A 12,485-nucleotide genomic window follows, 5' to 3' on the forward strand; every position below is an offset into this window, starting at 1 on the left:
GGGGATCGGTGCGTGCTGTCCCTGTCGAGGATGCCCTCGTTGCGCCCGGCCTGGCAAGGGGGCGATGGACCGATCAGTACACGTCGCGGACGTAGCGCTTCTCCGCGACCAACCGCTTCTTGAACGCGAGCGCGCCGTCCGCGTCCAGCTTGCCGTGGATCCGCGCGATCGTGAGCAGGGTGTCGTCCACGTCGCGGGCCATCCGGGCCGCGTCACCGCACACGTACAGGTGGGCGCCCTCGGCGAGCCACGACCACAGTTCCGCGCCGTGCTGGATCATCCGGTGCTGGACGTAGACACGTTCGCGCTGGTCGCGGGAGAAGGCGAGGTCCAGGCGGGTCAGGAAGCCGGAGCGGAACATGCCCTCCAATTCGTCGCGGTAGTAGAAGTGCTCGTCGGCATGCTGGTCGCCGAAGAACAGCCAGTTGCGGCCGCGGCAGCCGCGCGCCTGCCGTTCCTGCAGGAAGCCACGGAACGGCGCGATCCCGGTGCCCGGGCCGATCATGATCATCGGCGCACCCGGGTCCAGCGGCGGCCGGAAGTGCGGCGCCCGCTGCAGGAACACCGGCACCGCCGTGTCGCGCGCCCGATCCGCCAGATAGGTGGAGCAGACACCGCCGCGCCGGGCCGCGGCCTCGCCGTAGCGCACCACCGCGACCGTCAACTGCACCTCGGCCGGGCTCACCAGCGGACTCGACGAGATCGAATACTGGCGTGGTTGCAGCTTTTTCAGCGTGCCCAGCCAATCCACCAGCCCGGTCCGGACCGGGAAGTCCCGCAGCACGTCCACGGCCTGCCGGTCCCACAGGTAGCCGTCGAGTTCGTTGCGGTTGTCGCGGCGCAGCAGTTTCGCCAGCCGGGCGCTGCTGTTGTGCGCGGCAACGAAATTCAGCAGATCGGTACCGACCTTGCTGATGTCGTAGTGGGTGCGCAGCGCCTCCGCCAGCGATACCTCCCGCTCGTCGAGTTCGACCGCGCGGCTGCCGTCCAGTCCGGTGACCGACAGCCACTCCGCCACCAGCGCTTCGGAATTGGTCGGCCAGATCCCCAGCGAGTCACCCGCCTCGTATCCGGCCTCGAGGCCGGACAGGTCGAACCCGAACTGCCGCACCTCCTTGCCCGAACCGGGCTTGGACAGCAGCGAATTACGCACCAGGGGAGCGAGTACCGGCGAATTGCGGGTGAACGACGGTGGTGCGGTACGGATCCGGCCGAGGGAACGGGCGGCGGTCTCGACCGGCCGGGTCGCAGTCGGCGCGGTAGGCGCGATCCGCGAATCTTCCGTCGGCACAGTCGTGTTCGCGAGCGCGGACAGCACGTCCGCGAGCCAGCGCTGCGAGAGTTCGTCGTGGTCGGGCTCGCTGTCCACTCGCGCCAGCAGCCGGGTCGCGCCGCGCTTGGCCAGGGTCTCGTCGACCTTGCGCCCGTGCGCGCAGAAGTCGTCGTAGGACGAGTCGCCCAGCGCGAACACGGCGTAGCGCAGATCGTCGAACCGGTTCGCGCTGTCGTAGAGGCGTTCCCAGAAGTCCGCACCGTTGTCCGGCGGGCCACCGTCACCGAAGGTGCTGGTGATCACCAGCGCGTCCCCGGTCAGGTCGGACAGTTCACACGAGTTCATGTCCAGTAGCCGTGGTGCGTAACCGGATTCGGTGAGGCGGCCGGCCACGGACGCGGCGAACTCCTCCGCGGTCCCGGTCTGCGAGGCCCACAGCACGGTGATCGGTGTCGCGGCTTCGGCCGCGGCGCTCTCGGTTCCGGCCGACTGCGCGGTGCCGCGCGAATACATGCCCGCCAGCAGGCCGTCCACCCACAGCCGGGTGCGCGGCGCCATCGGCGCGGTCTCGGGCAGCACCGGCTGGCCCCGCACCGGCAGGGTCTGCAGGGCGGCGAGATATCCGCCGAGGTAGATCCGCTCGGACTCCGAAAGTGTGGGTGCCGCCGGAGTTTCCAGGCCCAGCATGGCGGCCAGTGGATGCTCGGCGGGCGTCGCGACCGGTATCGGCGGCGCCTCGGGAACGGTCACCATCGGCGCGACCTTGCGCAGCGCGACCGCGCACGCCTTGAATTCCGGCTGCAGCGAATCGGCGTCCACCGCGTCGTTGGTCACGGCGTTCACGGTCACGTATTCCCCCTGCTCGTCGTTCCAGTGGAAGGGCGCGAAGCATTCGCCCGGCCGGACCCGGTCGCTGATCAGCACCGGCAGCACCGCACGACCACGACGGGAGGTGAGTTCGAGCTGGTCACCCGGCTGGATCTCCAGCCGCTGCGCGTCGGCGGGGTGCACCTGCACGAACGGCTCGCCGGTCAGTTTGGTCAGCTTGTCCACTCGCCCGGTCCGGGTCATGGTGTGCCACTGGTGCGGCAACCGGCCGGTGTTGAGCAGGAACGGATAGTCGTCGTCGGGTAGCTCGGCGGGCGGCAGGTGCGGCCGCGGCCAGAACACCGCACGCCGGCTCTCGGTGGGGAAGGCCAGGGCCGGCACCGTGCCGTCCGCGGCGGTGTATTGCGGCGTGACCGTGCCGTCGTTGCGATAGCGAATCGGGTTGCGGCGCCGCGCCGGATCGGCGCACGGCCACTGCATCGGCCCTTCGCGCAGCGCGGCGTAGCTCATGCCGGTGAGGTCGTAACCGGTCGCCGGGTTGGCGAAGTCCCGGATCTCCTCGAATACCTGCTCGCTGGAGGTGAATTCGAAGCCCGGGTAGCCCATGGCGGTGGCGATCTGCGCGATCAGCAGCCAGTCCGGGCGCGCGTCGCCCACCGGATCCACCGCGCGCTGTGACAGGCTCACGGTGCGTTCCGAATTCACCGTCACCACATCGGATTCGGTCCACAGGGTGGCGGGCAGCAGCAGGTCGGCGTAGGCGGTGGTCGCGGTGTCGGGATACACGTCCTGCACCACGACCAGCTCCGCGGCCTCCAGCCCGGCGATGACGGTCTTGCGGTTCGGCACCGAGGCGACCGGATTGCTGCCGATGATCCAGGCGGCCTTCACGGTTCCCGCGGCCAGCTTCCGGAACATCTCGATCGTGCCCGACCCGGCCTCGGCGCGAATGGTGCCTTCCGCTATGCCCCACCGGGTTTCGACGAACCGCCGGTCGGCCGCCGACAGCGTGCTGCGCTGTCCGGGCAGGCCCGCGCCCATATAGCCCATCTCCCGACCGCCCATTGCGTTCGGCTGCCCGGTCAGCGAGAACGGGCCGCTGCCGGTGCGGCAGATCGCGCCGGTCGCCAGGTGCAGGTTGCACAGCGCGTTGGTGTTCCAGGTGCCGTGGGTCGACTGATTGAGCCCCATGGTCCACAGCGACATCCATTCCCCGGCCTCGCCGATCCACTGGGCGGCGGTGCGGATGTCGGCCTCGGCCAGGCCGGTGACGGCGGCGACGCGGGCGGGCGGATAGTCGGCGAGGAACTCTTCCATGGCCTCCCACCCCTGGGTGTGTTCGGCGATGAAATCCTTGTCGATGTCACCGTTGTCGACCAGCAGGTGCAACAGCCCGTTGAGCAGCGCCAGATCGGTGCCGGGCGCGATCTGCAGGAAAAGGTCGGCGCGCGCGGCGGTTTCGGTGCGTCGCGGGTCCACCACGATCAGCCGGGCACCGGCCTTGAGCCGATCGACCATGCGCAGGAACAGGATCGGGTGACAGTCGGCCATATTGGCGCCGGAGACGAAGAACAGGTCGGCGTGGTCGAGATCGTCGTAGGAACCGGGCGGGCCGTCGGCGCCCAGCGACTGCTTGTATCCGGTGCTCGCCCCCGCCATGCACAGCCGCGAGTTGGACTCCAGGTGGATGGTGCGCAGATGACCCTTGGCCAGCTTGGTGGCCAGGTACTGCGCCTCCAGCGACATCTGACCGGATACGTAGATCGCGACCGCGTCGGGCCCGTGTGTCTCGGCGATCGCTCGCAACCGGCCCGCGGTCTCGCGGATCGCGGCGTCGATGTGGAACGGTTCGGGCTGCTGGTCGCGGTGTTCGCGCCGGTAGGCGGTGGTCATCCGACCGGGTGCCCGCATCAGCTCGGTGTGTGTGGCGCCCTTCGTGCACAGTCGGCCGCCGTTGACCGGGTGCAGTTTGTCGCCCCGGACCGCCGCGATGACGGGGCTGCCGCCGGCGCCGGTCGTGGTCCGGACCCGGATGCCGCAGCCCACGCCACAGTACGAGCACGTGGCGCTCGTCTGGCGGGGGGCTGGTGCGTCCGGCATGAAGCTATCTTTGCCAGCGGTCGTTTGCGGCTGGTTTTCCCGACGTTAGCGTCAGGTGACGAACCTCCGCACAGCCGGAAATTTTCCCTGTGAGCTATGGCCCGCGTCACATCAATGCAGGTGAGACCGGGTGCCGGTCGGATTTCTAGCCGAGTTTGTAGCCGCGGTGCAGCGCCACCGCGCCGCCGCTGAGGTTGCGCCAGCGCACCTGCGACCAGCCCGCGCCCGCGATCCGCTCCGCCAGCTCCGGCTGGTCCGGCCAGGCCTGGATCGACTCGGCCAGGTACTCGTAGGCGTCGGGGTTACTGCTGACCACTCCGGCGACCCGCGGCAGCAACTTGGTGACGAACGCCCGGTAGACGGTCCGGTACGGCTCGAAGGTGGGGGTGGAGAACTCGGCCACCACCAGTCGGCCGCCCGGCTTGGTCACGCGCAGCATCTCGCGCAGCGCCACATCCGGGTCGACGATGTTGCGCAGCCCGTAGTTGATGGTGACCGCGTCGAAGACGTTGTCCGCGAAGGGAAGTGCCATTCCGTCGGCGGCGACCATCGGCACCCCGCGGAACCGTCCCTGCGCCAGCATCCCCTGCGAGAAGTCGACCGCCACACACCAGGCACCGGACTTGGCGAACTCGGTGGTCGACACCCCCGTTCCCGCCGCCAGATCGAGCACCCGCTCGCCCGGCCGCAGGGCCAGCGCGCGCCGGGTCGCCCACCGCCAGTACCGGTCCTGACCGCCGGTCAGCACGGTGTTGGTCAGGTCGTACCGCCGCGCCACCCCGTCGAACATGGTCGCTACCTCGTGCGGCTGCTTGTCCAACGAGGCCCGAAACGACTCAGTCTTCACAAGAGACGACAGTAACCGCCGGAAGCCGAAACGAACTCCCCGGGCTCGGGTCTCGCGCGCGGTTCTACTTCCAGGGCTGGGTCTGCCACGGCCCGTCGGGGGCGGCGGCGAGCAGGCGGGCGGTCTCCACCATCTCCAGATACCAGTGCCCGAACTCCTCGCCGTCGAAGTGCAGGCAGCGGCCCATGATGTAGCCGGCGGCCAGCGCTTCCCAGGAGTCGTAGTAGGGGCGGACCAGTTCACCGGCGCGGGTGATGGTGCGCTGCGCCTCGGCGAGCGAGCAGTATCGGGCCGCGGCACCCCAGCGGGCGACGGCCGCCGCCCGGCCCAGGTCCCAGGCTTGGACCGATCGCACGTGCCCGTCGATCGGCAGCAGACCGTCCGCGCGGAATCGCTGCTCGTAGCGCACGATCCGGCCGACCAGCCGGCACAGCACCGACACCTCGGTGGTGTGGTCCTCGGGGCGCCCGACCCGCGACAGCCGCTCACCCAGCACCGCGGTGACCTTGGCCCGCCAGCGCACCGGATCGACCGGGCCGCCCTCGACCCGTTCCAGGGCCTCGCGGATGCTGAGCACGAATTCCCAGGTCCACCCGGCCTGGGTGTCGAGCAGGGTGGCGAGCTGGTCGCGCAGGGTGGCGCGGTCGGTGATGCCCCACCATTCGGCGAGCAGCCGGCGGTCGTAGTCGTAGCCGAAGTCGCCGTGGCCCAGCTCGTTCCACGGGCTGCCGTTGTTGGCGTTGAGCAGTGCGGCGCAGCCCAGGCCGAAGGCGACCTCGCCGCGCTGCGGCCGGTTCCACAGTGTGTGCACCCCGGCCGCGTGCGGGCCGACCACGGCGGCACCGACCCGGGCGAGGGTGCGGCGGTTCTCGGTGGTCATGGGGAAGTACACCTCGACCGGGGTGCCGGGGTTGACGGCCAGGTAGTGGCGGTGGTCGACGTGCGCCTCCGGGGCGACGTGGTTCTCGAAATGCTTACCGATGTAGACGATCTCGGCCTCGGCGGCGGGTAGTTCCCCGGCGGTGTACAGCGGCTCGCAGTAGGTGTGCAGCCGCGGGTCCCAGACGGTCGGGATGTCGTAGGCCTGGCCGCTGTCGGCGGCGGCGCGGGTGGTGCGATGGAAGACCGCCGCGCCGCGCAGCACCTCGATGTAGCCGCGCCAGTCGCCGTTGCGCTTGGCGCTCAGCAGGGCGGCTTCGACTTTGCTGGGTGGTCGCCAACACGGGTCATATCCGTCGGTCGGCGGTACCCACGCGATGATCCGGTCGGCATAGAGTGCCGACGAAGGCAGCGGCTGCGTGTCCCCCATGGCGATCAACTGTAGCGCCACAACCATTGTGGTGCGGGAAGTTCGGGTCTTCACACGATCACGGAATGGTCCCGGAAGCGGCAAGGCCGCCGAGACCATTGTTGCCGGAAGTGTGCCAATTGTGCAGATTACCGCTGGGTAGCCGATCAGGCCGTGCGGTACAGCCCTTCGCTGCTGCTGCCGATCACCGCTTCGTAATGGCCCATCAGCTCGGTGCAGATCGCCGGCCACGTACGGTGCAGCACCGACTTGCGGGCCGCCGCGGCGAACCGGGCGCGCAGGTCTGGGTCGCGCAGCGAACCGATGGCACTGGGCAGCAGCTCGCTGAACCGGGCCACCGGCAGCAGGTATCCGTTGCGGCAGTGGGAGATCAGGTCGCGCGGACCGCCCGCGTCGGGCCCGACGACCGGCAGCCCGGCGGCCAGCGCCTCCTGCACGCCCTGGCAGAACGTCTCGTGCTCACCCGGGTGCACCATCACGTCCAGGCTGGCGTAGGCCTGCGCGAGCGCTGAACCCCCGAGCTCGCCGGTGAAGATCGCGGTCGGCATCAGCTGTTCGAGCCGCTGCCGCTCCGGACCGCCGCCGACGATGACCAGCTGGATCCCGGGATCGTCGGCCAGGACCGCGAGCCGGTCGACGTGCTTCTCGGGCGCGAGCCGGCCCACGAACCCGACGATCAGCTTGTCGTCGCTGTGCCAGGCTGCCCGCAGCTGCGGGTCACGTGCCGACGGGTTGAACCGGTTGATGTCGACACCGCGCGCCCAGCGGTGCACGCGGGGGATGCCGTGCTCGGCGAGATCCGCCGCGGCCGCCGAGGAGGGCGCCAGGGTGCGGTTCGCGCGGACATGGATGCGGCGGGTCCAGGCCCAGGCGGCCCGGCGGGCCGGGCCGAGCCCGTAGCTGGAGGCGAAACCGGCCACATCGGTCTGGTAGATCGCCACGGACGGCAGGCCGAGCCGCAGGGCGGCGCCGAGGCCGCCGGCGCCGAGCAGGAAGGGGGAGGCCAGGTGCACCACGTCGGCGTCGAACTCGTCGATGGCGGCGGTGATGACGGGCTGCGGCAGGCCGACCGGCAGCGAGCTGATCTTCGGGACCATGACGGCGGGCACCCGCACCACCGGGAACTTGCCGTACTCCCGCGGGGCGGGCGGTTCACCGCGGACCGAATCCGGCGCGATGACCAGCGCCTCGTGCCCGTTGCGCTCCAGGTGATCGAGCACCCGGAGTACGGAGTTCGTAACACCGTTCATATTCGGCAGGAATGACTCCGAGACGATCGCTACTCGCACAGGACGAGTCTGGTCAGTCCGCAACGCCGAGTCCAATCGGCCACGTGACCTGAGTGCGAAGTTTCGGGGAACAGTTGCTTCTCACGTACGCCGCCGCAGCCGTCGGAGCAACCACAGCGCGGGCAGTGCGAGCGCCCACGCCACGACGATCACGGACAGCGCGGGCACGATCGCTACCCGGACATCTCGCCCGGCCACCCGGACGAGCTCCGGATCGCTGCGCCGGTATTCGACGTTGATCCGCTCGCCCGCGATGAGCTTCGTCGGGTACAGGACGCCCACGCGTGGGTTGTGTGTCGCACCGTCCGGAGTGACGAAGATCACAGCAGACCGCATGCGTCCGGCGGACAGCACCTCGGCGCTCGTCACGCCCTTGTCGGAATCGATCAGCATGTCGTTGCGCCAGGCCGCGAACACCAGCAGAACCGGGAGGACGGTGAACGTCACCACCGCGATCACCACGGTGATCTTCAGCCGGCGCAGCCGAGCGGCCCGACGATCCACCGGCACCTCATCAGACTGGCTGGTTTCCGACACCGCGCCAGGCTAGTCGACCGCTCCGCTAGCGTTTGCGGGCATGTCCCGTAAATTCAGCTTCACCGTGCCCTATGCAGTCCCGGTAGCCGAGCTTCACCGGGCGATCGTCAACGACCAGATGTGGCAGGCGCGCTTCGCCGCCTCCGATACCGCCAGAGTCGAACTGTCCCATCCGGAAGGGTCCGAGACCATCCGGATCCGAATGACCGAAACCGCTGCGCAGGACAAGGTTCCGGCCCTGGTCCGCAAGGTACTCAAGAGCGAACTGTCCTTCGAACGCATCGACGACTGGGGACGGCTCACCGGCGAGACCGCGACCGGCACCTTCGTGGCGAGCACCACCGGCATCACCACCGAGATGTCGGGCACCTCCACCATGCGCCCCACCGCCGAGGGCGCCGAGATCGAGTACGCCGGCACCGTCGAGGTGAAGGTTCCGCTGGTCGGCGGTGCCATCGAGCCGCTGGCCGAACAGCTGCTGCAGCGCGTGGTCACCGGCGAGAAGAAGTTCATCGAGGAGTGGCTGGCCAAAGCCGACGCGTGAGAGGACGCGTGAGAGAAGGCCACCCTCAACGTCGCGGGTGGCCTTCCACCGGCCGAGGTTCAGCTGAACGGTGCCAGCCGGTCGGCGCGCATCGAGCCGCGGCCGGCGGTGCGCCAGGCGCGGGCCACCAGATCGGTGTCGGCGTCGTCGACCAGATTGCCCATGACGCGAATCGCGATGCGCTGCAAGGTCCGTGAGCGCATCATCGGCGGCCCGCCCAGCGGCACCGTGCGCGGCGCGGTGGCCAGGGCGGCCAGCCGCCGCGCCACCGAGAACGTGCGACCGTACCTGGCCCGCAACATATCCGGCCACACCTGGGTGAGATCGGGCGCGTCGAGCAGCCCCGACAGCATGTGCCCGCCCTCGAGCCCGTAGTCGATACCTTCACCGTTGAGCGGGTTCACGCAGCCGGCGGCATCGCCGACCAGCGCCCAGTTGGGGCCCGCCACACCCGACACCGCGCCACCCATCGGCAGCAGCGCCGAGGCCACCGCGCGCGCGTCGCCCCGGCACTCCCATTCCGCATGCCGCTGCGAAACATAATGCTGCAGTAGCGGTTTCAGCGACACATGCGACGGCCGCCGGGCCGTGGCCAGCGAACCCACACCGATGTTGATCTCGCCGTTGCCGAGCGGGAACACCCAGCCGTACCCGGGCAACAGGGTGCCGTCGGCGTCGCGCAGCTCCAGATGCGAGGTGATCCACGGATCGTCGTGGCGTTCCGATTTCAGGTAGGCGCGGGCGGCGACCCCGTAGGCGTATTCGCGATGCCAGGTGCGGCCCAACAGCTTTCCGACCGGCGACCGCACCCCGTCGGCCACGATCAGTGTGCGGCAAGCGATCTCGCGGGTGCCGTCGGCGGTCTGCACGGTCACGCCGGTGACCCGGGCGCCGTCGCGGGTGACATCGACCACACGGGTGCCGTCGGTCATGCGGGCACCGGACTCGATCGCGGTGCGCCGCAGCCGGTCGTCGAGCTCGGTTCGCGGCACCGCGCTTCCCCATGCCGGGAAGGATCCACCGGGCCAGCTCAGTTCGGCCTCGCGCCCGAACCCGCACATCCGCAGGCCCCGGTTCACCGTGCGCTCGCGCAGCCAGCCGGCCAGGCCCAGCTTCTCCAATTCGGCCGTCGCCCGGGGCGTGAGCCCGTCGCCGCAGGTCTTGTCGCGCGGGAACACCGCGGAGTCGGTGAGCAGCACGTCCCGGCCCGCGCGCGCGGCCCACGCCGCGGCGGCCGAGCCGGCCGGTCCGGCGCCCACGACCAGTACCTCCACCCGGTCCGGCACCTGGGGGCCGTTGCCGGTGGAACCGTGCGACTCGTCCTGCTGTCCACCCATGCCACCATCCTCGCAGGCCGTTTCGCCCCGGTCGCAGCGCGGGCCGTGACCGCGGGCCCGGCGGCACCCGATCCGGGGCGCGCCCGGCCCGGCCGGATCCGCGCGCACGTGGCGAAAGCGGCCGATCGGACCGAGGTGCCGACGCGCGCAAGCGGTTTCGGCTCGCGGGCCGCCTGCGGCGGTCGGAGCCGGGCAGGCGCGGATGTCGGTTTCCTCGCACTGGGACCGTGTTCGTGGGAAGGCTGAGAGCGCGACACGCTAGGTTCTTGAGTGTGGGGTTCGGAGCGGCGTTGGGAGACGACCATGAGCGAGCGCGGCGCGCAGATGAGCACAGTCGGATGAGCGACGCGGCAGTCGCCGGACAGGGCACGGTCGTCGCCGGAGTCGATCTAGGCGACGTAGAACTCGCCGCCACCGTGCGCAACGGCCTGGTCGACGTCGAAAAGCTGCTGATCAGCGAGCTTTCCGACGGTGAGGAATTCCTGCAGGAGGCCGCGCTGCACCTGGCGCGGGCCGGCGGCAAGCGGTTCCGGCCGCTGTTCACCATCCTCACCGGTCAGCTGGGTCCCCGTCCGACCGATCCGGACCTGATCACCGCGGGCACCGTGGTGGAGCTGGTGCACCTGGCCACCCTCTACCACGACGATGTGATGGACGAGGCCACCATGCGCCGCGGCGCGCCCAGCGTCAACGCGCGCTGGGGAAACAACATCGCCATCCTGGCCGGCGACTACCTGTTCGCGCACGCCTCCCGGCTGGTGTCGACGCTGGGTCCGGACGCGGTCCGCATCATCGCCGAGACCTTCGCCGAGCTGGTCACCGGCCAGATGCGAGAGACGTTGGGCGCCAAGCAGTCCCAGGACCCGGTCGACCACTATCTGCGGGTGGTGTGGGAGAAGACCGGCTCGCTGATCGCGGCCGCCGGCCGCTTCGGCGGCACCTTCTCCGGCGCCGGCCCCGACCATGTGGAGCGGCTGGCCCGGCTCGGTGACGCGGTGGGCACGGCCTTCCAGATCTCCGACGACATCATCGACATCTCGTCGGCGTCCGAGCAGTCCGGTAAGACGCCCGGCACCGACCTGCGCGAGGGCGTGCACACCCTGCCGGTGCTGTACGCGCTGCGCGACGAGGGCGCCGAGGGCGACCGGCTGCGCACGCTGCTGGCCCGCCCGCTCGAGACCGACGCCGAGGTCGCCGAGGCACTGGAGCTGCTGGGCCGGTCCCGCGGCATGGTCCTGGCCAAGGAGAAGCTGCAGGGCTACGCGGACATCGCGCACGCCGAACTGTCGGCACTGCCCGCCGGTCCCGCGAATCAGGCCCTCGACCGGCTGATCCGCTACACCATCGAGCGCGTCGGCTAGCGCCGAACGCTCGAGCCGCCACACTGGGAACCAGCTGTAGTCCGTCGCTGGTTCCCAGTTGTCGTCGATCTGCCCGGGAACCTTCGGCACGGTGACAGCCGTTTACATAACGAACGGTATGTCCAGCGAATCCGAGAGGCAGGCGAGCCCGATGCACGGTCACAGTGGGTGGGGGAACGGCTTGAAGACCTTCGGGTTGATGGTCGGCCTTTCGGCGCTGATCGTGTTCGCCGGCGCCATGTTCCGCAACCCGACCATCCTGTGGATATCCATCCTGCTGGCGGTCGGCATGAACGCCTACGCCTACTTCAACAGCGACAAGCTGGCGCTGCGGGCCATGCACGCGCAGCCGGTGTCGGAGCTGGAAGCCCCGGCCATGTACCGGATCGTGCGGGAGCTGGCCACCTCGGCGCGGCAGCCGATGCCCCGGCTCTACATCAGCCCCACCGCCTCACCGAACGCGTTCGCGACCGGCCGCAGCCCGCGGCACGCGGCGGTCTGCTGCACCAGCGGCATCCTGAACCTGCTCGACGAGCGGGAGCTGCGCGCGGTGCTGGGCCACGAACTGTCCCACGTCTACAACCGCGACATCCTGATCTCATCGGTCGCGGGCGCGCTGGCCGCGGTCATCTCCGGTCTGGCCAACCTGGCGTTCTTCGCCGGTGCGTTCGGCGGCGGGCGCGACGACGAGGGCCCGAACATCGTCGGTGTGCTGCTGGTATCGCTGCTCGGCCCGATCGCGGCCTCGCTGATCAAACTGGCGGTGTCCCGCTCACGCGAGTATCAGGCCGACGAATCCGGTGCGGCCCTGACCGGCGACCCGCTGGCCCTGGCGTCGGCGCTGAGCAAGCTGGAGTCCGGCGTCCAGGCGGCCCCCCTGCCGCCCGAACCCCAGCTCACTGCCCAGTCGCACCTGATGATCGCCAACCCGTTCCGCGTCGGCGACCGCGCGGCCCGCTGGTTCTCCACCCACCCGCCGACGGCCGAACGGATCGCCCGTCTCCAGCGCATGGCCGGCCACTAATTCTCACCGGGTACGCCCGAAGTCGCCGTGCGGTAG

9 protein-coding genes are annotated in these 12,485 nt (G+C 70.0%); 3 read left to right on the forward strand and 6 right to left on the reverse strand.

Annotation, left to right across the window (positions count from 1 at the left end; genetic code table 11):
* Nucleotides 1–73: 73 nt before the first annotated feature.
* The 5 genes from EBN03_RS19875 to EBN03_RS19895 all read right to left on the reverse strand — a co-directional run bounded on the left by EBN03_RS19875 (nucleotide 74) and on the right by EBN03_RS19895 (nucleotide 8,183).
* Entirely contained in the window at nucleotides 74–4,201 is a 4,128-nt protein-coding gene (locus EBN03_RS19875; protein WP_122189570.1) for a bifunctional nitrate reductase/sulfite reductase flavoprotein subunit alpha, read from the reverse strand.
* Nucleotides 4,202–4,346: 145 nt separating this feature from the next.
* Nucleotides 4,347–5,048, reverse strand: a complete 702-nt coding sequence (locus EBN03_RS19880) for a demethylmenaquinone methyltransferase (protein ID WP_267899299.1) — start codon at nucleotides 5,046–5,048, stop codon at nucleotides 4,347–4,349.
* A gap of 64 nt (nucleotides 5,049–5,112) precedes the next feature.
* Nucleotides 5,113–6,357, reverse strand: a complete 1,245-nt coding sequence (locus tag EBN03_RS19885) for a DUF1266 domain-containing protein (RefSeq protein ID WP_158675684.1) — start codon at nucleotides 6,355–6,357, stop codon at nucleotides 5,113–5,115.
* A 146-nt stretch (nucleotides 6,358–6,503) separates the two neighbouring features.
* The gene (locus EBN03_RS19890) at nucleotides 6,504–7,646 is read right to left on the reverse strand and encodes a glycosyltransferase family 4 protein (protein ID WP_122189572.1); all 1,143 of its coding nucleotides are present in this window, start codon (nucleotides 7,644–7,646) and stop codon (nucleotides 6,504–6,506) included.
* An 81-nt stretch (nucleotides 7,647–7,727) separates the two neighbouring features.
* Complete coding sequence (locus tag EBN03_RS19895; RefSeq protein ID WP_199742889.1) at nucleotides 7,728–8,183, reverse strand: DUF3592 domain-containing protein; 456 nt, start codon at nucleotides 8,181–8,183, stop codon at nucleotides 7,728–7,730.
* Between the two features lie 40 nt (nucleotides 8,184–8,223).
* Between EBN03_RS19895 and EBN03_RS19900 the strand changes: the two genes are divergently transcribed.
* Entirely contained in the window at nucleotides 8,224–8,727 is a 504-nt protein-coding gene (locus tag EBN03_RS19900) for a DUF2505 domain-containing protein (RefSeq protein WP_122189573.1), read from the forward strand.
* 59 nt (nucleotides 8,728–8,786) lie between these two features.
* Here EBN03_RS19900 and EBN03_RS19905 read toward each other — a convergent pair whose 3' ends face one another.
* Entirely contained in the window at nucleotides 8,787–10,064 is a 1,278-nt protein-coding gene (locus tag EBN03_RS19905; RefSeq protein WP_122189708.1) for a geranylgeranyl reductase family protein, read from the reverse strand.
* A 338-nt stretch (nucleotides 10,065–10,402) separates the two neighbouring features.
* On the opposite strand from EBN03_RS19905, the gene EBN03_RS19910 reads away from it, so the two are divergent.
* Together EBN03_RS19910 and htpX are read left to right on the forward strand one after the other, a co-directional pair.
* Nucleotides 10,403–11,425 (forward strand): polyprenyl synthetase family protein, encoded by a 1,023-nt coding sequence (locus EBN03_RS19910; protein ID WP_122189574.1) that lies wholly within the window; start codon nucleotides 10,403–10,405, stop codon nucleotides 11,423–11,425.
* 151 nt (nucleotides 11,426–11,576) lie between these two features.
* Complete coding sequence (gene htpX / locus EBN03_RS19915) at nucleotides 11,577–12,449, forward strand: zinc metalloprotease HtpX (protein WP_122189709.1); 873 nt, start codon at nucleotides 11,577–11,579, stop codon at nucleotides 12,447–12,449.
* The last annotated feature ends 36 nt before the right edge of the window (nucleotides 12,450–12,485 follow it).

It is taken from the genome of Nocardia stercoris, assembly GCF_003696265.1.
In the GTDB taxonomy this organism is placed as follows: domain Bacteria; phylum Actinomycetota; class Actinomycetes; order Mycobacteriales; family Mycobacteriaceae; genus Nocardia; species Nocardia stercoris.